The organism is Coraliomargarita algicola (genome assembly GCF_033878955.1).
Lineage (GTDB): Bacteria > Verrucomicrobiota > Verrucomicrobiia > Opitutales > Coraliomargaritaceae > Thalassobacterium > Thalassobacterium algicola.
On record NZ_CP138858.1, the window covers coordinates 187055 to 208622 of the forward strand.

General features: G+C 51.8%; 19 protein-coding genes. 13 read left to right on the top strand and 6 right to left on the bottom strand.

The genetic code is table 11. The features are described from left to right. The first annotated feature begins 42 nt into the window (after positions 1–42). Complete coding sequence (locus SH580_RS00660) at positions 43–3063, top strand: LamG domain-containing protein (RefSeq protein ID WP_319833074.1); 3021 nt, start codon at positions 43–45, stop codon at positions 3061–3063. Between the two features lie 385 nt (positions 3064–3448). Beyond that, positions 3449–4261 carry an AraC family transcriptional regulator gene (locus tag SH580_RS00665; protein WP_319833075.1) on the top strand — a complete coding sequence of 271 codons (813 nt, stop codon included), beginning with the start codon at positions 3449–3451 and terminating at the stop codon, positions 4259–4261. Between the two features lie 4 nt (positions 4262–4265). On the opposite strand, the gene SH580_RS00670 is transcribed toward SH580_RS00665, so the two are convergent. Together SH580_RS00670 and SH580_RS00675 are read right to left on the bottom strand one after the other, a co-directional pair. Next, positions 4266–5081 carry an FAD:protein FMN transferase gene (locus tag SH580_RS00670; RefSeq protein WP_319833076.1) on the bottom strand — a complete coding sequence of 272 codons (816 nt, stop codon included), beginning with the start codon at positions 5079–5081 and terminating at the stop codon, positions 4266–4268. After that, the gene (locus SH580_RS00675; RefSeq protein ID WP_319833077.1) at positions 5078–6595 is read right to left on the bottom strand and encodes a flippase activity-associated protein Agl23; all 1518 of its coding nucleotides are present in this window, start codon (positions 6593–6595) and stop codon (positions 5078–5080) included. Before SH580_RS00675 ends, SH580_RS00670 begins: the two co-directional genes overlap by 4 nt. A gap of 93 nt (positions 6596–6688) precedes the next feature. Here SH580_RS00675 and SH580_RS00680 point away from each other — a divergent pair, with 93 nt between their 5' ends. Then, positions 6689–7447 (top strand): glycosyltransferase, encoded by a 759-nt coding sequence (locus SH580_RS00680; RefSeq protein WP_319833078.1) that lies wholly within the window; start codon positions 6689–6691, stop codon positions 7445–7447. Positions 7448–7605: 158 nt separating this feature from the next. Continuing rightward, entirely contained in the window at positions 7606–8628 is a 1023-nt protein-coding gene (locus SH580_RS00685; protein WP_319833079.1) for a Gfo/Idh/MocA family protein, read from the top strand. 19 nt (positions 8629–8647) lie between these two features. Here SH580_RS00685 and SH580_RS00690 read toward each other — a convergent pair whose 3' ends face one another. The 3 genes from SH580_RS00690 to SH580_RS00700 are packed head-to-tail and all read right to left on the bottom strand — an operon-like array spanning position 8648 to position 11265. After that, a complete protein-coding gene (locus SH580_RS00690) occupies positions 8648–9346 on the bottom strand; it encodes a galactose-binding domain-containing protein (RefSeq protein ID WP_319833080.1) in 699 nt (232 codons plus the stop codon). 4 nt (positions 9347–9350) lie between these two features. Beyond that, on the bottom strand, positions 9351–10769 hold the full coding sequence (locus SH580_RS00695; protein WP_319833081.1) for a Gfo/Idh/MocA family oxidoreductase: 1419 nt from the start codon (positions 10767–10769) through the stop codon (positions 9351–9353). After that, complete coding sequence (locus SH580_RS00700) at positions 10747–11265, bottom strand: hypothetical protein (protein ID WP_319833082.1); 519 nt, start codon at positions 11263–11265, stop codon at positions 10747–10749. The genes SH580_RS00695 and SH580_RS00700 overlap by 23 nt, the downstream gene beginning before the upstream one ends. Positions 11266–11656: 391 nt before the next feature. Between SH580_RS00700 and SH580_RS00705 the strand changes: the two genes are divergently transcribed. The 5 genes from SH580_RS00705 (at position 11657) to SH580_RS00725 (ending at position 17202) form a co-directional block, all read left to right on the top strand. Then, entirely contained in the window at positions 11657–13216 is a 1560-nt protein-coding gene (locus tag SH580_RS00705) for an MFS transporter (RefSeq protein ID WP_319833083.1), read from the top strand. Between the two features lie 28 nt (positions 13217–13244). Continuing rightward, a complete protein-coding gene (locus SH580_RS00710; RefSeq protein WP_319833084.1) occupies positions 13245–14426 on the top strand; it encodes a Gfo/Idh/MocA family protein in 1182 nt (393 codons plus the stop codon). 4 nt (positions 14427–14430) lie between these two features. Beyond that, positions 14431–15069, top strand: a complete 639-nt coding sequence (locus tag SH580_RS00715; protein WP_319833085.1) for an ankyrin repeat domain-containing protein — start codon at positions 14431–14433, stop codon at positions 15067–15069. A gap of 19 nt (positions 15070–15088) precedes the next feature. Continuing rightward, positions 15089–16123: a sugar phosphate isomerase/epimerase family protein gene (locus SH580_RS00720; RefSeq protein ID WP_319833086.1), complete on the top strand. Its 1035-nt coding sequence runs from the start codon at positions 15089–15091 to the stop codon at positions 16121–16123. An 86-nt stretch (positions 16124–16209) separates the two neighbouring features. Then, positions 16210–17202 (top strand): ThuA domain-containing protein, encoded by a 993-nt coding sequence (locus SH580_RS00725; protein ID WP_319833087.1) that lies wholly within the window; start codon positions 16210–16212, stop codon positions 17200–17202. A 34-nt stretch (positions 17203–17236) separates the two neighbouring features. Here the strand turns inward: SH580_RS00725 and SH580_RS00730 are convergent, their stop codons facing one another. Further along, entirely contained in the window at positions 17237–17365 is a 129-nt protein-coding gene (locus SH580_RS00730; RefSeq protein WP_319833088.1) for a hypothetical protein, read from the bottom strand. 127 nt (positions 17366–17492) lie between these two features. Between SH580_RS00730 and SH580_RS22105 the strand changes: the two genes are divergently transcribed. The 4 genes from SH580_RS22105 to SH580_RS00745 all read left to right on the top strand — a co-directional run bounded on the left by SH580_RS22105 (position 17493) and on the right by SH580_RS00745 (position 21517). Beyond that, complete coding sequence (locus SH580_RS22105; protein ID WP_425607107.1) at positions 17493–17585, top strand: PEP-CTERM sorting domain-containing protein; 93 nt, start codon at positions 17493–17495, stop codon at positions 17583–17585. 154 nt (positions 17586–17739) lie between these two features. Continuing rightward, positions 17740–19098 (top strand): beta strand repeat-containing protein, encoded by a 1359-nt coding sequence (locus tag SH580_RS00735; RefSeq protein ID WP_319833089.1) that lies wholly within the window; start codon positions 17740–17742, stop codon positions 19096–19098. Between the two features lie 121 nt (positions 19099–19219). Beyond that, the gene (locus SH580_RS00740) at positions 19220–19990 is read left to right on the top strand and encodes a histidine phosphatase family protein (RefSeq protein ID WP_319833090.1); all 771 of its coding nucleotides are present in this window, start codon (positions 19220–19222) and stop codon (positions 19988–19990) included. 651 nt (positions 19991–20641) lie between these two features. Further along, entirely contained in the window at positions 20642–21517 is an 876-nt protein-coding gene (locus tag SH580_RS00745; protein ID WP_319833091.1) for a PEP-CTERM sorting domain-containing protein, read from the top strand. The last annotated feature ends 51 nt before the right edge of the window (positions 21518–21568 follow it).

The window sequence follows — 21568 nt, forward strand, 5'->3', positions numbered from 1 at the left end:
TTACCTTCTTCGTATGTTGTATTCAATCCCCGCGTCGCTTCTATGATTCAGAGTCGTTTACTTTTACTCATTGCTTTGTCTTTGTCCGGCTCAGTTGTCGGTGAAGCCGTGGACTTGTCCGACTCAGCAAGCGCTACTTTGATTGGCGAGCGCGATTACTCATTCGGATACTGGCTCAACGGGATGCGGAAGCATGCGAGCGATCATTCGGCCGACATCCTGTGCTTGGAATCCGGATACTACGGATTTTCTTTGGATTTGGCCGATCTCACTCAGGCACGACTGGGACGCTATACCGAGAGCTTGTCCTATGAGGAGGCCCTGGAAGCGGGGGCCTCGCGACTGGAGCAATTGGCGCCGGTTGATTTCGTAATTGAATTGGAATCAAAAGGGACGGTTTTCCGTGCGCGTAGTTCTTGGGCGGGGGAGGCCTCCCATCGAGACGCCCGTCACTTACAGGATGCCTGGATGTGGGAATCAGGCAAAGTCGCCCAGCACTATGAATTGCATGGTTTACAGTTTGAGGATTCACATGGCCGTCGATTGGGCGTGGACGGCTCTTTGAGTCTTGTTGCCTGGCCGCAGACGCTGAGCATGACGGCCGAGATTGCCCCCAGCCTGATTTATGCGGATGGTTGGCATGAGGGTGTGTTGGGAAATGGGCTGTGTGTGGTGGAAAAGCCATGGCAGGTGCCGCATGATCCACGCTTGGAAGCTTCTGAGATGACGGTCGAATGCTGGGTTAAGATTCCGACTAGTTTGGCCAGCACTTCGTCTGGCTATCTTCTCGCCAAGAATGGGCATGAAGGCAAAGCAGGCCACTACAGTTTTAAAATCCGTCAAGGGCGTGTGACCGCAAGCATGAACCTTGGACCCGGTGCAGAGAAGCGCCTGGCGGTTGAGCAACGGGGCAAGAGTTTTAAGGAAAATGCCTGGAACCACTTAGCGATGACCTACGATGGGCAAGCCATGCGTTTTTATATGAATGGGGCCCTACAAGGCACGAAGCCTTTGGTAGCGGAGCGTAGTTTCGGGGATGGGGCTTTGATGTTGGGGCAGCGTGCGGATGGCAATGGAGGGGTGACTTCGGCCGTTTTTGATCAGGTGCGCATCTGGGAGCGTGCCTTATCGGCAAGGGAACTGAAGGCGCATGCGGAAGCACCTGAAAGCCTCGTTCATACGGATGGTATCAATTACAATGAAACCTTCGATACCTATGGCGCAGCTGAAGTTCGAATCCCCGTGTGGAGCGATGTGACCGTGCGTCTCCGCTTGGGTGAGGCTTTACTAGAAGAGCAGGTTGCCGGCGTCTGGGCGATTGATGAGAAGCGTCGTTTCAGTTTGGCGGCGCCTCAGGTATCCACGGCGGATTGGCCGAAAGAGGGGCTGTCGATTCAGGTGCATGCCGATGGAGAGGGAGCCTTTCCGGTGGAATACGATCCGAGCTATAACGCCTATGTGGCCGAAGTGCGTCGTGAGAAGCGTGGCTGGAAAGGGAGTGAGGTGGCGAACTACGATGAGTTTGATTTGATCGTGGAAAACTCCGGTCAAGACGGGGCAGCGATTCCCTTTTTGTTTTATTTGCGCAATCCCGCACAGATTACCGGACTGTGTCCAATCTTATGCGATGCCGAAGGCGTGCCGACCGGGCTGCCCGTGCAGTTGAGTAAAAATTGGCACTATCCCAAATTGGGGGCCTACTTGCGGGGCTATATGTTACTGCCCGCTAAGGCCGGTCGCACGACTTACAAGTTACGGATCGCCTATGGCTTCTATGGCAGCCTGCCTTCGGCCAGCCATGCGCAGCTTTCCTTAGTCGGCTATGGCGGTCATGGGCGCTGGGATCAGCTCGCCATCGGTAGCTGGGGGGAAACGTTCTGTTTTGATATGGATATGAGTCTGGTGGACGTGGCGATCACGGATGTGCGCATGTTAATGGCACGCAAGGGCAAGGATGGTAAGAAATGGGGCTGGACCGACGCGGGCTGGGGCGGCGATTGGCTCTCTGTGAACGATGATGCGGGCAAAAAATTATATTTCAGCGAGATGAAGACGGCGTATTTGGCGCATGGCCCCTGCCTGAGCGAGGTGCGCTATGATGGCAACTATGGGAGCGCTCGCGAGGTCGGGCTCGAAGCAAAGGTGCAAACTTTGCGCACGGATGACTTTGCCCGCACCTTTCAGACTTTACGCTATACCTTCGACCAAAAACTCTCGGCCGAGGATGGCTGGCTCTTTAAAATGGGGCGCTCCGGGAAGTCTGTGTCGCCTCAGATCGCCTATGGTAATGCCGGGGGCTTAGTGCGTGAAGAAGCCGTTCCGGATCACTTGCGTAAGGGCGAGCTCTATCTGGACCGCGTCGCGCTGGAAGGTGCAGCCCCTTGGTGGGTGGGATTTCCCGGTGGCTATTTAAGCGAAGACCGGGATTGGGGCACGGGGAGTCGCGCGTGGATTATTCGCTCCTATCGTGCCAGTTTGGGCGGGAAGGTTTATACGCAGCCCACGATTTCTATGCCGGTGTATCAAGTGGATCGAGCCGGGCGGGTAAATCTCGATTTGCTACTGACGCCCCCTGCCGGGGTGACGGAGTTTCTGCCCGGTGATACGATTGAAATGGAGATCGAATGGATGACATTTCACCGTGAAGCCGATGATTACTATGGTCTGAATGAAGCCTATCGCCAACATTTGGTGGAAAACCCACGCTCTTGGAAAACGATCTATCGCGAAGCCAAGGGGAATGATTTAAAGGTTCAAGTGCAAGGGGGCACACTGCTGCACAGCTATCCCATCATTGTCCAAGCGGATGCCGATGCGGTGCGCGTTAAGATCGAAGGAGGGATCGGCTATGTGCCGATTCGTTTCGAAGGTTTGGAATCGGCGACCGGCTATACCCTGTATCAAATCGTCGATGGTCGGAAGATTGCCTTGGATCAGTCTATGCATGGGAACGATTTCTGGCAGACCGATTATGACGTGGCCTCGAATACGTATAAGATCACCTATAATCTACCACTTGATTTGAAGAAGACCTCCGATTGGCTCCTGCAGCGGGATGACTGAGTGGATTCAGTCTCCGCTTTGCTATAAAAGGACTCGCATCTGCCCCATCTATTAAGAAAGACTGGTGAACCACTAGCTGCAAACGATGAGGTGCCCAGGTAGTTTGTAGATAGTCAGCTAGAACTTTGGTTGTGGCTCCTTCACTTCATCAGTTTAGTATGGATACGCCTTGACGGCCATTTCACAATTTCTGAACTCCGTCTGCCTGATTACACGAGATCTAGGTCTTTCTAGTGCGTTTAACAAGGTGGATCCGTCTTCGCTGAAGATCGGCCGAGATTGAAAATGAACTTTAGGATGAAACTTTCGCTTATGTATTTTTCTTTTGTGAAGAGGCGGAGGTTTATGACTTGTCATAAACTTTCAAAATTTACAGTAGTTCTCGATGTCATTACCTTGCCACAACGGAGACAATAAAGTCACTGCCCGCTCTAAGTTCTTTGCATCATTGCAACCGGGGCAGTTGCTGGAATCTCTTTTTGATGCCATTCCAGGCGTTTCTTATTTTGTTAAAGATAGGGAATGTCGCTTCATGGGCGGGAGTTTGAGTTTTGCCAAGGCAATGGGGGAGTCAACCGTTGAGGCATTAATTGGAAACACTGACTATAATTATAGTCCGGACTTTCTAGCGGATGCCTTCTACGCTGATGACCAATTGGTGATGAGCGAGGGAAAGGCTATCTTTGGAAAGGTTGAGCTGGTGCCGTCCGCCGATGGTTCTTTAGATTGGCTCTGCACCACAAAAATCCCTTTATTTGATATCGAGGGAGCCGTGGTTGGACTCGCTGGAGTTTCGCACATTATCCGTGACTCTGATACAGTATATTCGGACCATCCGGAGATTCGCCGCATCGTTGACTTTGTACGTAAGCACTACAGAAATAAGTTATCAATTTCAGATATGGCGAATGAAGGGGGGATTTCTGTCAGCACCCAGGAGCGTTTATTTCGTAAATTGTTTGGGTTGACGCCGCTCATGTATTTGCAGAAAACGCGTTTGAATGCTGCTTGCGTGATGCTGCGTAAGACAGATATCGGCTTGGCTCGTATCGCGGTGGAATGTGGATTTAATGATCAAACCAGTATGACGCGTCTTTTTCGCCTAGAACTAAAAATTACTCCGTTAAAATACCGTCGCCGCTTTAGTTCTGCAAAGTTGTCGCACCGTAAAAGCAGTAAGAACATTTACAATAGTTAACATCTTAACTCTCTACTATGCCGTTCGTGGATTCTTCGAAGAAACGCACCGAACTATGGAGGCCTTTGAGCGATTTTAATCGAGGAGTCAGTAGAGCAGCTGTAGAGTAAGCATCTGCTTTAGCGGCACTGGAATGGATCACCCAAACGCGGGGCCGAGAGTAATTGAGAAAGTTCGGATCGAGGGAGACGATGTGGGAGCCTTGAATCGCAGTGCCGGATGAGCTCAGTGCTTGATTTTTCAATTGAATTGTAAGCGTGCTGTTGTCGCCCCCCAGCGCAATGTCCCAGGTTCGCTCGCCAAAGGCTAGCTGCGTGCTGGCACCCGCAGCAAGTAGGGCGCATTTGATTCCTAGCTCATTCAGTGTGATTTGCAATTGGTCTAGCGCGTAGCCTTTACCAATACCGCCCAGGTCGATTTCACGGCCACGTTCAATACAGTGTACCGCTGGGCGATTAGGATCGAGCATTAGCTGCCCGCTTAGTTTGGGGCGCTCACCCGGTTGGGCCTGCTTAGTATGTTCAATCAGGCGGCCGAGGCTGCAGTCGAAGAGGCCCTGGGTTTCTTGGCCCGCTTCAAGCGCTAAGCGCAAGCAGGCGTGACAGTCTTCGCTTACAAAGAGTGACTGATCACTCTCCATTTGGTTAATTTGCCAGATGTCGCTGCCTTCAATGTAGCGGCTGAGAGAGGCTTCGATGGCATCGATCCGCGCGATACAGGCACTGGCGGCGCTGTTGGCTAGGGCTGGATCGTTTGAGATTAGACGAAGTGAGAATGTCGTCTTCATCGCTTCGTGTGTATATGTGTGTAATAGACTCATGGCTGAGGGGCTTGCTGCCATTGTTGCCATAGGTCCTTGCGGAGGTAAAGAATAACAGGAACGTTGGCCCGTAGACTGCGTGGGAGTTCGGTGTGTGTGGCTTGAAGTTGGGTCTGTGTGGCGAGCTGCTGTTCGGGCATCGCTAAGACGACTGGAAATGTTGTCATCTCCGGAATGGGTGTGGGCCAATAGCCGATCTGGCTGCCAAGCTGTTTGAGGTACCAGGGAAGTGGCCAATATTCTTTACCCACGACTGCGAGAGTGCCGAGCGGGTGCATCGCATCGAGTTGCTGTAGCCAGTGTGCGAGCTTAGGTGCATCGGCACTGGTCGGCACATAGGCATATGGGTTGCGCGTCGAGTTTGCGAGGCGACCGTTGATCAAGAGGCATTGGTTGGTCTGATGGCCGAGCCCGATAGTAAAGAGCAACAGCAGTATGCTCTTAAGTGCTTTGCCTGAGGGCTTAATTGACTGGAGTGCGAAGCCTGCCAACAGACAAACATGTGCCCATGGCAATAGCATGAGCCAAGGGGTTTTATATTGAATGCAGCTGTAGATCAGTAGGTGCACGAGAGCGCTGAGGCCAAGAAACCAGCAACATGTTGGACTTTTGCATTGTATGATGCAGCGCACGAGGCAGGTTGTTGCTAAAATTAAAATCAGGCCCTCCGGCCAGGCGATGCCTGCTTCGCGCTGGGGCCATACCAGCAGTTTTAAATAATACCCGAAGGCTTTCTCATGCCCTGCGGTTGTCTGGTATTCAAAGAATGTGCGGAAGGCATCGATGAACTGGGCGGGATTGCGTAGGTAATTGCTATAAAAAAGTCCCGCGCTGGCGAGGGCGACTAGCGTGATGATGGCGTAGCTGCGCAAGTAGGTGTGATAGGAGTGCGCGGGTGTGCCTAGGGATGTGGAGTATCTTTGAAGGATGTAGAGTAGGATCACTGCGGGGGCCCAACTGAGTATGGAGATGGCGAAAGTCTCTTTAGTGGCAAACATCAAGCCGATCGAGAGTCCTGCGGCGATGGCTCGTAGAGTATTTGGTTTGAGCGTGACTTGATAAAGACTGGCGCATGCGAGCATACCGAAGAGCGTGAGCCAGCTTTCATGAATATACATCCGACTGTAATAAACTAGTAGCGGCGACGTGGCGAGTAAGGCTGCTGCGCCCAATGCGCCCCATTTGCCCATGAATCGAAGCCATAAAAGGGGAGTGAATACGAGAAGAATGCCGGCAATAACGGTGCTGCTGCGTAAGGTTTGCGCGTTGAGCTGCGTCCATTCATGCTCGCCGCGAAGCGCTGCAATCGGCCGAGTGATTTGCGTCAGTATCGGTCCGTGAAAGTGCTGCGGATCGAAAACATAGTCATCACCTTCCAATTGCTGTGCCAGTATCCGTGCGCCCGTAGCTTCATCCGCATGCATGGGGCGCGTGCCTAAGTCATCTGTGCGTAGCCATACCGCAAAGATCAACACGACGAGCCATGCGAGGTAGATGAGTGGATCTTTCTTCATGCGCTAAGTATGCCTTGGCTTGGTGGATTGTTGCTTCCCTTTTGTTGCTTTGCTATTGAATGGCTCACTGGGCAGATTATCATCTATAAGCTAATGGTGACTTCAATACAAAGTATCGTCCTGGTGACGCCAGTGTGGAACGATTCAGCGCGACTTGAAGTCTTTGGACATGAGTTGGCCCAGACTTTCGCAGCTGCAGCGATGCCGATACGTTGGATTATAGCTGATGATGGTTCGAAGGCATCCGAGCGTATGCGCTACTCGAAGTTGCTGCGCCGTTTTCAAGCGATTTATCCGAACATCGAGCTTATGCATTTTTCGCCTAGGTCTTGTAAGGGGGGCGCGGTTTACGGCGCTTGGAATCAATGTCCAAATTCGGACTATTTGGCTTTTGTCGATGGAGATGGTGCGGTTTGCCCCGATGCCGTTATTCGCTTGTTACGTCGCGTTGTCGAAGCGGGGGGGAGCTCTGGTGTCATCGGGGTGCGTGCGCATGGTGGCCGTTTGGCTGTTCGTCGAACTCTATTGCGGGCACTTTCGTATTATTTATTTCGATTTTTAGTGCGTAAAATCGTCAAGCTAGACAGTTCGGATACACAGTGTGGTGCGAAGGCATTCCCAGCGCGGCAATATCGTGAAATTTCGGATCGGCTCTTTGAACAGGGTTTTGTCTTTGATGTTGAGTTGCTGCTGGCTTTTCAGCAGGCAGGCGTGGACATTCAGGAAATGGATATTCCATGGCAAGAGATCGCCGGGAGTCGGGTGAATCTGATGCGTGATTCGCGGCAAATGTTGGCGGGGCTATTCCGGATTCGTCGACGTTCCAAATCCGGTGTTTACGATCATGTGTGATTCGCAGGTGATCTAAAATAGGTTTGTTTTCGAGATTGGCTTCAGGTAGGTATGTATAGATGGAGCAAGCACGGCGAGAGTTTTTGAAATTGTCCGCTTTAGGCGCGGTTGGTGCATCGATGTTAGGACTTGTCTCACCCACTCATGGACAAGCACAGATGGCTCCCGCGACGAAGCGAAAGTATGGTGTCGCACTGGTTGGTTTGGGGCGCTATGCGACTGGTCAGTTGATGCCTGCGTTGCAACACACGCAAAACTGTCAGCTGGTGGCATTGGTTACTGGGACGAAGTCGAAAGCTGCGTTATATGGCGGGAGGTATCAGATTCCGGATACGCACATTTATAACTATGATAACTTCGACCGAATCGTGGAGAATGAAGATGTTGATATCGTTTACATCGTGCTTCCGAATTCAATGCATGCCGAATATTCCATACGCGCGGCCAATGCGGGCAAGCATGTGATTTGTGAAAAGCCAATGGCCCTCAGCGTGGCGGAGAGTCAGGCAATGATCGCAGCCGGCGAGGCGAATCAGGTGACGCTGAATATCGGTTATCGTTTGCATTTTCATCAGGCGCACCGGGTGGCGATCCAAGTGGGGCGCGAGCAACCCGAGGGCGCAGTTAAATACATGCAAGCCGAGTTGGCCTTTAAGGTGACGGATCCATCTGAATGGCGATTAAATAAGGCGCTCGCCGGGGGCGGGGCTCTTTATGATTTAGGCATTTACTGCATTCAAGCTGCGCGCTACAGCACCGGACAGTCACCTGTCTCGGTGATTGCTCGAGAGTATAAGACAGATGCTGAATTGTTTTCCCAGGTTGATGAGACTGTAAACTTTCAGTTGGAGTTTGCGGACGGCGCGGTGATGAGTGCCACGACTTCTTATAATTTTAAGGCAGATCGTCACTTCGTTGCTTATGCGAACAATCAATCCACCTTGGAGATTCGTGATGCCTTTAATTATAGTGGGCAGCAGTTGTTCATGAATGGTCGCCGCGTCGCATTGTCGCGTGTGGTCATGCAGAGCTTACAAATGGATGCGGTCTGTCGCAGTTTGGAAAGTGGTGCAGATACCGGCATCTCTGGTGCCGAAGGGCTCAAAGATATGTGTATCTTGGATGCGATTTATCGCTCTATTGCAGCAGATGGTCGCCGTGTCGTGATTGATTACAGCTAGCCGAAGTCTGCGTCAGAGCTTATTTTCCGTATACTTCGACTTCGATGTAGTGGTTCATGTCGTTGGCAGTGTTGCCGTTGCTGTAGAGCCGCACGTATTGTGCGTTGGTGCCCTTGGCGTCGATAAGTTTACCGTAGCGAGAGTCGACGTAAGGTTTATCGGAGCCTTTGCCGAGTCCTACGGAGTTATCGTAGTCGTTATTGAAGAGTGTGGTGACACCGCTTGCGAAGTCGGGGTCATTGGAGACTTGGACGATAACATCGTGATAGGCGCGTGCCTGCGAGTGGTAGTGCCAGACCCAGATGGCGGATAGGTCTGCAGCAGCTTCGAGGTCGATCTGGACCCATTGGGGACCGTCCATGAGTTCGACGAAGTAACCTTCGCCGGCTTCTTTGTCGCCATCGGTGATGTATGCGAGCTCACCGATGATGGGGAAGTCGTCGCTGCCGGTGACGGCTTTGCCGGCGGACAGAAGTGTGGTGCCTTCAGGGACCATCAAGAGCGGGGCGCTGCTGGGCGCAGGCACGAGATTGGGGACTTTGATGGGCTGTGGTGTGCCTTCGATCAGTTCCGGTGGGATCTCTGTGGTGAGTGCAGTCATGCCGGCTGAAGCGGGCTTGTTGTCGGTCGATGCGTCTTTTGAGGGCGCGCTCTTGTCGCCGCAGGCGGTGAAGATCAATGCGCTGGAAGCGAGTGAAAAGAGTAGGAGGTGTTTCATAATATTATGTGTGTAGATGTTCTTCGGTGAAGTTGATGATTTGCTTGGAGTTTGCGGCGGGGTTGACCCAGTAGATGGGGGCTTCGGATTCGAGGGCATGGCGGGCGTCGCAGGTTAATTTAGCTTCGCCGCGCACGGCCGCGTAGAAGTTCTCGATGTGCGGGGTGTGCGGCTGTTTGCTGAGGCCGCCTGGGAGTGCATACTCATCGGGTGGGGCGGACTCGTAGGAGGCGATGGCATCGGCGCCGCCTGCGGCCACGCCCGCGGCTTGTTTTTTGAGCAGGCCACGCTGGACGAGCTTGTCCCACTTCGCGTTGTCGGCGCCGGACTCTTTGAAGATTTTTGTATAGGCTTCGCGCTCGGAGATGTTGATGGTGCCTTCGGTGCCCATGAAGGACTCGTAGTAGCCACCGCCCGAGCTGGTGGTGGTCAGCACCTGGTAGAATGCGCGTGCATTGCCCTGCGGTGTATCGTAATCGAAGATACACATGACGTTGTCAAAGTGCTCACGGTCTTTGAAATAGCTGCGTCCTCCGGAGGCCATGACGGATTTGGGCTGTGCGCCGAGGAACCAGTTGAAAATATCGATCTGGTGTGCGCCGAGGTCGGAGATCGGTCCTCCGGACAGGGATGTGTAAAAGCGCCAGTTGAGGAACCGGTGGCGCAGTTCTTCTTCGGAGAGCTTATGGTCGGCGCCTGCGTTGAAACCGAACTCGCGCAGGACGTCGGCCTTTGGAAGGATGGATGGCTTGGATACGATGTCCTGCGAGGCGCTGAGGGCGCGGTTCCACTGGCCGTTGACGTTGATGATCTGCCCGCAGAGATTTTCCTTTTGGATTAACTCGTTGAGGGCGTAGCGGTAGCGTGGATTACTGCGGCGCTGATGGCCGATCTGGCAGAGTTTTCCGGTGCGATCCATCGCGTCGACCATACTGCGGGCCCCTTCGATGGAGTTAGACATCATTTTTTCGCAATACACGTGGCAGCCCGCTTCGAGTGCCATGATGGTGTGGGGAGCGTGCCAGAAGTCTGGAGTGGCGACAAATACGGCGTCGAGCTCTTCCTTGTCCAGCATCTCCTGGGCATTGAGATAGCGCTCGATGCCGTAGTCGAAACGCGATTTGATCGCGGAGTAGGTGCGGCCGACGCGTGCCTTCATGATGTCGCAGGCCGCGACATAGCGAATGCCGGGTATATTGACCATGGCGTTGAACAACACTTCGTGCTGCTTGCCACAGCCGATAAAGCCGACACGTATGTCGTCGGCCGGCGCGCCGGCGGCTTTTGCCTTTAAAATCGAAGGCGCGCCGAGCACGAGTCCTGCGCCCAGGGTGGACTTGGTGAGGAAGTCTCTGCGCGAGAGTTTGGGGAGGTCGAAGTTCATGGCTGACGGTTCGGGCTTACCACTTGTGGAGAATAGCAAATTTATTGTATTTCGCAAGCGCGAGGCCCATGACGATCATGACGATGTGTATGCCCAGCCATGCGACGCCCGCGTCCTGTTTGATTAAGATCAGGCCGAAGGTGAGGCTGGTGTAGACCAGCCCCATGAGGAAGAGAGAAAAGCGTGTCGCGAGTCCCAGTAGTAAAGTCAGCCCGAGGATAATGAGCACCGGCCCTAGGATGGCGTCGTAAATGCCGAGCCCCCAACCGGGGATGAGTGGCTCATTGGCAAATTTATCCATCAAAGGAGCGGGGACGCCATGATAATTGCTCAGGGCATAGACCTTGCCGGCAGTGGCCTCTGTGAGACCATAGCTGTTGGGCGCGCCGTCGATTACGACGGTTGAATCGATCGACTTCTCGCCTGCGAACTTTTCGATGCCAGTTTGGATCGCGCGGATCGCCAGCCAGAGGCGCAGAGTGAGCATGCCGAGCGTCAGCCCGAGGTCGTTGGGGTCTTTGTCGTTGGAATACATCTTAACAATGGGGTGTTGAGTCTTTTGTAAATGATATGTGTTTAGATTTAAAACCTGTAATATGCAAATATATTCTCAATAGTTGATGCCTTTTTTTTACTTTCTGATTTTCGTTTTTCTAGACTTATATTTTGTAAATTGCTTATGTGAGCATGTTTTTGCTTGTGCGTGGTATTTTTTTAGTGCAATTATCCTGAATAGATTAAATTTAATTTATTGACAAATATCATCATTTTTTACGATTCTCTTGTATTTGTGATGCGCTACTTGTCGTAGTGTATTTTTCATTAGGTAAAGCGTCTGTGCGAGCTGATCCAATTTACCCCATTCTATAACGAGATACCTCTTTGTAGGCATCTTACACCCCTGAAAGCAGAAGAGTTCTCAACGCGTGAAATGTACTAAAAATGATAAAATTGTATTCTGGGGCGCATTCATCGCCCTGATTACCACTTCAATGGCATTTATAATTCGCGCCATTTTGATTAATAGTGGTGTATGGCCTGAGCAATTTGGCTTGGATAAAGTGCAGAGTGGCGTCCTTTTCGGGGCTGGGATCTGGCCGTTTGCGATTAGTATTATCTTATTTAGTTTAGTGATTGATCGGGTCGGTTACAAGTTCGCAATGTTTTTCAGCTTTGCCTGTTATGCGACTTTTGGTGCTTTGGCATTGATTGCCTACTCCTCTGTCAACGGTCAGGTTACGGATCTGGCCATGGCGCAGGCCAAAGCATGGAACTATCTTTACTGGGGCTCTGTGATTCTCGGTTTGGGGAATGGCACGGTTGAAGCGTTTATCAATCCGGTAGTCGCCACACTTTTTAAGGATGAGAAATCGAAATGGTTGAACATGTTGCACGCAGGATGGCCCGGAGGGCTGGTGCTTGGTGGTATTTTGGCAATAGGGCTTGCTGGAATTGTCGCCGAAGACTGGCGCATTCTGGTCGCTCTGATGTTCCTGCCTGCCTTGATCTACTTGATTATGCTGGCGCGGGTTGAGTTTCCTGTGAATGAGCGGGTGGCTGCCGGCTCCAGTTATCGTGAAATGCTGGCGCAGTTAGGCACTGCTGGTGCGTTCATCGCATTTTATTTAATCTTTGCTCAGCTCGGGAGTGTGTTTGACTGGGCGACACCAGTTACCTGGGGACTCATTGCGGTTTCGGTGATCAGTTATGCCTTATATAGTCGCTCCTTTGGTAATCCTTTACTGTTGATTCTCGTGATCATTATGATGCCGCTCGCGACGACAGAGCTTGGCACGGATGGTTGGATTTCAGCGCTCATGGAGAAGCCGATGCACGCCGCGGGCTGGGATCCTACCTGGGTGTTGGTCTACACCTCTGCGATTATGATGGTGCTACGCTTTAACGCTGGTCCGGTGATTCAGAAATTTGGTCCGCTCGGCTTATTGGCTATGTGTTCTGGCTTGGCGATCCTTGGATTGTATCTGCTCTCGTTTGCGAGTGCGGTCGTTTTCATCTTCGTAGCGGCCACGGTTTATGGAGTCGCGAAGACTTACTTTTGGCCAACCATGTTGGGAGTGGTTGCCGAGCAGACGCCGAAGGGCGGGGCACTGACGCTGAATGCAATCGCGGGTATCGGTATGTTGACTGTCGGGATTCTTGGCGGCCCCTTTATCGGCTATTTACAAGAGAGCTCGGTCACTTCCGGAATTAAGCAGGAGTTGCCCGCCGTCTATGAAACCGTGACTCAGGAGAGTGATTATCTACTGGGGCATTACACCGCTTTGAATCAGGTGGCCCTCGGAGCGCAGCCGGAGGCGGTTCAAGAGCAGGTAGTCGAAATTCAAGAGCGTGAAACTCAAGGCGCACTTGCCAAGATGGCGATGTTTCCGGCATTCATGTTGGTCTGCTACATTGGCCTGATTCTTTTCTTTAAAAGCAAGGGTGGCTACCGTCCAAAAGTTTTGGGTGGCGCACATGCTGATTAAGCAAATTTCATTTTAATAACTGAGATACATGACTTCCCCAAGAACACTTAATGTTGGCCTCATCGGTGGTGGTGGCGGTGCGTTTTTTGCGCATCCTCATCAGAAAGCGATTCACTTTGATGGAACACGTCGTGTCGTCGCGGCAGCTTTGCGCAGTCGCCCGGAAGCGGCGATCGAAGATGCTGCGAACTGGGCATATCCAATTAAAGGATACGCGAGTTTCGATGAGATGATTGATGCGCAGAAAGACCTGCCTGAGACTGAGCGCTTGGATTACGTGGTCGTAGTGACTCCAAATCATGCGCATTTCAAACCTTCGTTGAAAGCTATCCGGGCAGGAATACCTGTTTTTTGTGAAAAGCCCTTAACGCTCAATCATGCCGAGGCAAAAGAACTGGCAAGCGCTGTTGAGAAGTCAAAAGTTCCGTTTGCCGTGGCGCATACCTACCTGGGGCACTGGAGCACCCGTTTGGCGCGGCATATTGTGCGGAGTGGTTTGATCGGCGATGTGCGTTGGGTTGATTCCGCTTATATACAAGGTTGGCTTGCCGGCAAAACGGAAGAAACCGGTGTGCAACAAGCCGAGTGGCGGACCGATCCGAAGAAGAGCGGTGCGTCTAATTGTGGTGGTGATATCGGCACACATGCCTTGATGCAATTGCGCTATATCACAGGCCTGGAAATCGCAAAACTATCTGCGCGTCTCGAAGTCTTCGTGGAAGGCCGTTCGCTGGACGATCACTTTACCAGCTATTGCGAGCTGTCTAATGGGGCCAAAGCTCTGGTGCGTGCGTCGCAAATTTGTATCGGCCACAAGAACGACATGAGCATCGAAGTCAATGGGAGCCTGGGCACTTTGGTTTGGCGCCAGGAAGACGCGGAAGCCGTCAAAGTCATGTTGCCGGGGCAACCGGATCGTGTTTATTGGCGTGGCGAAGTGGCCGCGAATGATGGCTTTCTCGGTGATCTTCCAGACGACTTAATGGGGCAACCCAAGCTGCCATCGGGGCATGTTGAAGGCTTTCACGATGCACTGGCACGGCTCCATCGGGATTTTGAAGTCGATGTTCGGGCCTATCTGGCCGGAGAAGCATTTACTTGCGATGGTTCTAAGTATGCCAACGTCGAAGACGGTCGTATCGGGCTCGCCTTTATTGAAGCAGCGGTTGCATCTAGTGCGCAGGATGGAGGATGGGCTGAACTCGATTAATCCCATGTTACGCTACTTAAAAGTCGCTTTCTGTTTACTCGCCATTGTCTTTACCGAAGTCGATGGGGCGAAGTATTCCACGATTGATGAGGCCATCGCACGCGGCGATTTGGTGGATGTGCAGTTGCAACTTACGGCCAATCCCAAGCTTGCTAACCAGGGGGCGCATCCAAAACTCACTCCGCTAAGTCAGGCCATCTTACGTAAGCAAGGAGCGATCGCCATACTTTTGATGAATTCAGGAGCGGATGTAAATGCCGTTGATGCGAGTCAGCGCACGCCATTGCATCTCTGTGTGGAGCGGGATCAACCAGTCATAGCCCAGGCATTGCTTTCGGCCGAGGCCAAGCCGAATCAACTGGATCAAGTCGGTTGGACGCCGCTGCATCATGCTGCGGCCAAAAATCGGCTCGCAGTCGCAGAAGTTCTGCTTGCTGGAGGTGCCAACTCGAAAGCATTGAGTGCGTGCGGTGGCACGCCCTTACATGAAGCTGCGGTCAGTGCTAGTGCGGCAATGATACAATTTTTACTCAATAACGGAGTGGATCCATCGATCGCCGCCAAAAATGGATCAACCGCGCTTTCAATTGCTCGAGCCAATCACAATGAAGCCGCCATCATTTTAATTAACGCAAATAACTAACGATCAACAACTCAAAAATATGCCACGCCCCGTTACACTCTTCACCGGCCAATGGGCCGATCTTTCACTTTCCGAACTCGCACCCAAGGTCAAAGAGATGGGCTTCGATGGTGTCGAGCTTGCTTGCTGGGGCGATCATTTCGATGTGCAGGCAGCGTTGAATGAGCCTGACTATATTGCAAAAAAATGGGCGCTACTCGAAGCGAATGGGCTTACATGCTACTCGATTTCCAGCCATCTCGTCGGACAAGCAGTTTGCGATAATATTGATGCGCGCCATGCGGCTATTCTTTCACCTGAAATTTATGGTGACGGAGAACCAGACGCGGTGCGTCAGCGTGCAGCCAAGGAAATGCAAGACACTGCGCGTGCGGCTCGCAAGTTTTTCAACGCAAGGCCTGGCGGGGCTCCCGATCGAGTGGTTGTGAATGGTTTTACTGGTTCCTCTATCTGGCATTTATTATATTCCTTTCCCCCGGTGGTGCCCGGTCAAATCGAAGCGGGCTTTCTGGACTTTGCCGACCGTTGGAAACCGATATTAGAAGTTTTTGAGGCTGAAGATGTCTATTTTGCCCTTGAAGTGCATCCGACTGAAATCGCCTTCGACATCGCGAGTGCCAGAAAAGCACTCGAAGCCATCGATTATCATCCGCGCTTCGGATTTAATTATGATCCCAGCCACCTCGGCTATCAAGGGGTCGATTATGTGAAATTCATTCGCGAGTTCGGTGACCGGATTTTCCATGCGCACGTTAAGGATGCTTGGTGGGGGCACGGCAATGGCGACGTTGGCGTATTCGGCGGTCACACCGATTTCGGTGATGCGCGCCGCTACTGGGATTTCCGATCGCCGGGGCGTGGCGATGTGAACTTTGAAGAGGTGATTGTCGCTCTGAATGATGTGAAATATAACGGTCCGCTCTCCGTTGAATGGGAAGATTCCCGAATGGATCGCTTTCATGGTGGCGCCGAAGCCTGCAGCTTTACGCGCAGTTTGGACTTTGCGCCAAGCAACGTGGCCTTTGATGCTGCCTTTGAGAAGGGGAAGCACTAAAATGTTTCATACTCACCTGTGCATGCGTATAAACGACTGAATGATGGATATTTTTTAGGAATAACAAATACAAAAAAGTAATTATTATGAAAATTCCCCTAATCTCTTTTTCTCTCTTGTTGGCTGGCTCGCTCAGTGCGGCTTCCAGTTGGGTGCCGACCTTCGATGACCGGGCTGTGCCTGCGGCACGTGTTCAGGCAATCGAAGCCGCGCTTCCGATTACGGCATTTGTTGCTCCTGAAACCGCTCGACGTGTGCTGCTTTTCAGTGCTACCGCAGGCTATCGTCATGCTTCGATTCCGACGGGCAAAGTCGCACTGGGAAAACTCGGAAGCGCAACCGGCGCCTACGAAGCAGTGGTGAGCGACGATCCTGCTAACTTCGAAGCGGACGCATTGAAAGGCTTTGATGCGGTGGTCTTACTCAGCCCTACGCAGGATTTTTTTATGCCGTCTGGCAAGCAGCGGGCGGATTTCTCAAAACAAGATTGGGCGTGGTTGCAGGCTCGGCACAATCGCTTGGTGGACAATCTACTCGCATACGTGGCGCAGGGCGGGGGACTGGTCGGCATTCATTCGGCTACGGATGCTTGTTACAATCACAAGGCCTACGGTGACGCGATGGGTGCATATTTTAACGGCCACCCATGGACGGCTCGCCATACGGTGACCATCAATGTCGAAGATCCGGAGCATGCCCTGTTGCAGCCGGTCTTTGGTGAACAAACGGATTTTCTAATCAAAGATGAAATCTACCAGTTTAAGGACGAGCCGTATTCACGCGAGAAACTGCGTATCTTGTTGAGCTTGAATGTGGCACGCAGTGACCCGCCGCATGAGAAATCGCCCATGAAAAGGACTGACGGCGACTATGCGGTCTCTTGGGTGCAGGGCGTCGGTAAAGGGCGTGTATTTTACTCCAGCCTTGGGCACAATCATGAGATCTACTCCAATCCACTCATGTTGAAGCACTACCTCGCCGGCATTCAGTTTGCCTGTGGCGATCTCAAAGCCGATGTCACTCCGAGCGCCCAATTAAAGCTGCCGAATGTCGCTGCTTGTTGCGCTCATACTGAGTAAAGGAATCAACTCAGCCAGCTGTTGTATCATCGTGTCACTTGCGATCTTTTATAGTCGCGAAGATGCCGTCTTTGTAGGCTATGGCGACGGCTGCGGAACAATTACGATACTTTAGCTCGGCATTCATTCCCAGAATTTGATGTTTGCGGGAGTTGTATTTCACAGGGGACTCTCAACGTGATCGGGACTGGTTCTACACTCACAGGATCTGGGAATTTCACCATGAATGAAAATGCGGATCTCGGATTTACTTTTGGAGCACCCCTGTATCGGTTAGCAGCGGCGATCTCGTGTTTAGCGTCATCCCCGAGCCTGGCACTTATGCATTACTCGCAGACCTCGCTGGTTTGGCTATTGTGATGGTGCGCCGTCGCGGCCCGTAGCTGTCCCTTGATCGAGGAAATCGGCGGCATGATGTTAATACTTTACAATTAGGCTAAATGTATTCACGCTAATTCCATTCTTTCTGTCGTTTCTGTCGTTGTTCTTTCTTTGCAACTATGAGCGACCACTACCCCAAAAAAACTCCATATTATAATGAAGAAAAATACTCCAATGATGAAAATGTTTTCCGCCTCGCTGTTCTGCGGTTTGGCGATTCCTGCTATCAGCTCAGCTGTCACCGTTACGCCTACAAACGTTGCCGGCACCACTGGCGACTGGTTGCAGAGCTGGAATAATGCGACCACGCTTGAAGGTGGTTTTGCTGTGCCTGATGGTTCATTGTCTGACGTTGCCGTCATCAATCAAGAGAGGGTGATCCAAGTGAACAGCGTCGTTTCAACTGTGGCTGGGACTGTGGTCCTCAATAACACGACTGACAGTGCTAGGCCGGCGGCTTTTCTGGAAGTCAACAGCGGTGGTTCGTTGACCACGGGCTCCATGATTGTGTCACAGAACAAGGACGCGGGTGATCTGAAAGTCCAGGGGGGCGCTCTGACGACTGGAGCGCTTGATGTGAAGGACAACGGCACAGTGACGGTGAGTTCAGGAACGCTAACATCGAGTTCAATTACAGTCGATGCGTTCAGGACTGTGGCTACCGGTGTGTTCAACATTAATGGCACAGGCTTCGTTACGTCCAATGGCGCGTTTACCAACTCAGGCACGACAAATGTCACTGGTGGAACACTCGCAATGGGATCGAATCAAATTTCGGTGACTGGCGGTAACTTCAACGTGAACGGCGGTGCCGTCACAGTGACTGGTGGGGCGAATGCAACGAATGGTGCCCTGAAGGCAGATGGGGGCGATATCAATCTGACTTCCGGTAGTATCACAGTTACCGATGACTCCGCAGGCGGTGGGACGACTAATGTGACAAGCACAGGTACACTCAACATCGCGGGTGGTAATTTTATCGTGACAGGGCAGACCGGAGCCTCTGATACTGTCGCATTTAACGGCGAAGTGACGATCAGTAGTGGAAGTTTTTCAGTCGCTGCGGGGCAAGTGATCACTAATAGTACGGCTGTTTTTAACATTGTAGGTGATGCAGCCACTTCGATCGAGATGAATAATCTAAATCTCGTTGGTAGTCGTACCGCGACGTTTAACTTCATTTTTGATGATGATGGTGTTGAAACGGTTACGAATGCAGGGTTTATGGGGCTGTCATCGCTGACTCTGAATGTGGATGGCTCTGCTTACGCGGGCGGGATCGCTTCCTTCGATCTATTTACTTCAACTAATCTAACATCAGGCATCGAAGCTGGAAATATCACAGTGACTGGTTTGGGGGAAGAGGGGGTCGATTGGGAAATCCTTCAGGGCCTTGGAACTGGAGGCGATGATAAAATAACCCTGAACATTTTGACTGTCCCAGAGCCAAGTGCCTACGCGCTGCTTGGTGGTCTTCTCGCTCTCGGACACGTGATGGTTCGCCGCCGTCGCTAGTCGGACTTTTGCTCAAATAAATTTATTATCAAGGCCGCGCCTCAGGGCGTGGCCTTTTGTACTTACAAGTTCTACGAGAAATGATCAGTCTCCTCCGTTTTAAATCGCAGATAAGAATTCAATGAAAGCATACATTATCCTAAGCCTCGCCTTGTCCCTTACACTGGCCAATGTGGCCGACGCTGGACTTAAAATCTATTACATCCGTCATGCTGAAGGCGGCCACAATGTGAAGAAAGCATGGGAAGCCAAGGGCATCCCAGAGTCTGAATGGCCTGCCTACGTGGGCGATCCAAATGCCTTCACGCCTAAAGGTTTAACTCAGGTCGTCAGCGCAACTGAAAAGCTGCAGAACTATCATTTCGATTTCGTCGCCACCAGCCCGATGTGGCGCGTCCATAACACGATCGCGCCCTATCTGAAACTGACGGGGCAAAAGGCTGAAGTCTGGCCGGAATTACGAGAAGGGCCGGGGATGGTGACAATTCTTTCGGAGGACATTCCAGAGGTGCACGAAGACATCTTGAATAAAGGCGAGGCCATTGTGCTGACCGAAGAAGAGTCTGCCTATTTGAAGCTGCGTCCGGGGGCAGAGAACAACTACTCAAGGTATCCGAGAGGTAGCAGCGAGAACGAGAAGGTCGCGTATATGAAGCATGTCTCTTTGCATGCGATCGACCTGATCGAGGAGCAGTTCGGTGATTCCGATAAGTCCATTCTGCTTGCTGGACATAATAGTGCCGGGGTGTCGCTCTTGAAGCTACTGCTGCAGGAAGCACCGAGCGGAGAAGCCAGACGCGGCTTGGATAATACCGGTATCTGGATGGTCGAGCGGCAAGAGGATGGTTCTTACAAGTTGATGCTGTATAACGATAAGCCCTATCAGGAGTAATTCCTAAGAATGGTCATCCGACGATTGTTGCCGAGGGTCTTTTGGCGTTGTGGGCGTGTCGCCCAGCGCGCGGTTAAGGGACTGTGACCTTTAAGCGGCCGCAATGGTGGGCATCCGCACCTCCGCTGATGGTCAACGAAGGCCTGCCCAAGGTAAAAGAACATCTATTGCATCATCGCTATGATCTGTAGAAAAAGGAAGAGGGCATCCCGGACTGGAAACCGGCTGAGCTCTAGCAGGTGGAGCGAATCAAATCTCCCCATTTCTACGTCGAGCCCGATCAGCCAGAGTCGCTCCCTGTGCGCTTCACTACGGCAGAGCGTCGACATCTCGGCCAGTGCATCGCCTTGGCAGCTCTAAGCTGTCAAGGCGGATTGGCACAATGCTGACTACTCCAGCATCGTAACGGTCCCGCACACGTTGCTTTTTACGATTTGTGAAATGCAGTTCCTGCTGTGCTCTTCAGGTGTTGTAGGGCTTTGCTTTTAAGTGCCTTATTGTCAGCTTTTTAAGGGGATTCTTCTCTTGGTTTGAATGCGATATCTGGGTTGAATGTTGACATTAACATGCTTTTGCGCTGAGTTTGCTCTTCTGTAAAGATTTCTACTCCACCCCTAATTATAACTGAAATTTCGAACTTATTTTATCCCTATGAGTCATCACACGATTAAATTTATCGCAAGCGCGGCTGTCTTACTCGCGTTCACGCAAACTACCCAAGCGGCTAATTTTAATTGGACCGGCGGTGCTGCCACAGATGACTGGAATGAGGACGCCAATTTTGGTGGAGCAGATATCTCGGCGATTACAACTGCGGATCAACTTGTTTTCGCTGGAGCGGGAGATAGTAATGCGCCAACGGCAGACTTCGTGTTTAACGCAGAGGCCGATGTGACTGCGCGCGACAATGTGGTTATTACGATTGGAACAGGTGTAAATATCAGTGGTTTTAATCAATTTCGGCTGGCAGCCAATAGTGGTCTTGATGGCGCCACATTAACAATGACGGGAGGGTCTTTATCTGGGGCGAGCATGACTGTTGCATCGAGCCCAAGCGCTACTTCCGATTCTTTCTTTAATGTTTCAGGAGGTGCTTTAGCAACCACTGGTGCCTTTCTTGTTCGTGGTTTGGGAAATGTGAATTTGAATGGCGATGACGCGAGTTTGAGTGTTGGTAGCGTGGAGTTTCAAAATGACAGTGTTTTGAATGCGACTTTCGATTCGTCTGGTATCAGCACGATTGCATCTGCGGGTGACGTTTCAATTGGAGCAAGCGCGTTATTGAATTTTGACTTTTCATCGTTTGCAGAAACTGGAGTGTTTGAATTGTTTACTGGCACAATAGTGAGCAGTTATGATCTTGCGAATGTCACAGGTCTTGGTGCCCTTTCAGGCGGTCGCACTGCTACGCTCGGCTCTGACGCTGACAGCATATTTGTGACTATTGCTGTTCCAGAGCCAAGCGCTTACGCCTTATTGGTCAGCCTAGCAGGTCTAGTCTTTGTGATGGTTCGCCGTCGCGCTTAATTCGCAGATAATTCAATTTTTCAAAAGCCCTCGGATCACTGATCCGAGGGC

Bases quoted from the DNA above. Each gene is read 5' to 3' on its own strand.
- SH580_RS00685 (WP_319833079.1), top strand. From the start codon at position 7,606: ATGGCTCCCGCGACGAAGCGAAAGTATGGTGTCGCACTGGTTGGTTTG.
- SH580_RS00660 (WP_319833074.1), top strand. From the start codon at position 43: ATGATTCAGAGTCGTTTACTTTTACTCATTGCTTTGTCTTTGTCCGGC.
- SH580_RS00745 (WP_319833091.1), top strand. From the start codon at position 20,642: ATGAGTCATCACACGATTAAATTTATCGCAAGCGCGGCTGTCTTACTC.
- SH580_RS00665 (WP_319833075.1), top strand. From the start codon at position 3,449: ATGTCATTACCTTGCCACAACGGAGACAATAAAGTCACTGCCCGCTCT.
- SH580_RS00735 (WP_319833089.1), top strand. From the start codon at position 17,740: ATGAAGAAAAATACTCCAATGATGAAAATGTTTTCCGCCTCGCTGTTC.
- SH580_RS00740 (WP_319833090.1), top strand. From the start codon at position 19,220: ATGAAAGCATACATTATCCTAAGCCTCGCCTTGTCCCTTACACTGGCC.
- SH580_RS00710 (WP_319833084.1), top strand. From the start codon at position 13,245: ATGACTTCCCCAAGAACACTTAATGTTGGCCTCATCGGTGGTGGTGGC.
- SH580_RS00700 (WP_319833082.1), bottom strand. From the start codon at position 11,265: ATGTATTCCAACGACAAAGACCCCAACGACCTCGGGCTGACGCTCGGC.
- SH580_RS00670 (WP_319833076.1), bottom strand. From the start codon at position 5,081: ATGAGTCTATTACACACATATACACACGAAGCGATGAAGACGACATTC.
- SH580_RS00680 (WP_319833078.1), top strand. From the start codon at position 6,689: ATGGTGACTTCAATACAAAGTATCGTCCTGGTGACGCCAGTGTGGAAC.
- SH580_RS00690 (WP_319833080.1), bottom strand. From the start codon at position 9,346: ATGAAACACCTCCTACTCTTTTCACTCGCTTCCAGCGCATTGATCTTC.
- SH580_RS00675 (WP_319833077.1), bottom strand. From the start codon at position 6,595: ATGAAGAAAGATCCACTCATCTACCTCGCATGGCTCGTCGTGTTGATC.
- SH580_RS00715 (WP_319833085.1), top strand. From the start codon at position 14,431: ATGTTACGCTACTTAAAAGTCGCTTTCTGTTTACTCGCCATTGTCTTT.
- SH580_RS00725 (WP_319833087.1), top strand. From the start codon at position 16,210: ATGAAAATTCCCCTAATCTCTTTTTCTCTCTTGTTGGCTGGCTCGCTC.
- SH580_RS00720 (WP_319833086.1), top strand. From the start codon at position 15,089: ATGCCACGCCCCGTTACACTCTTCACCGGCCAATGGGCCGATCTTTCA.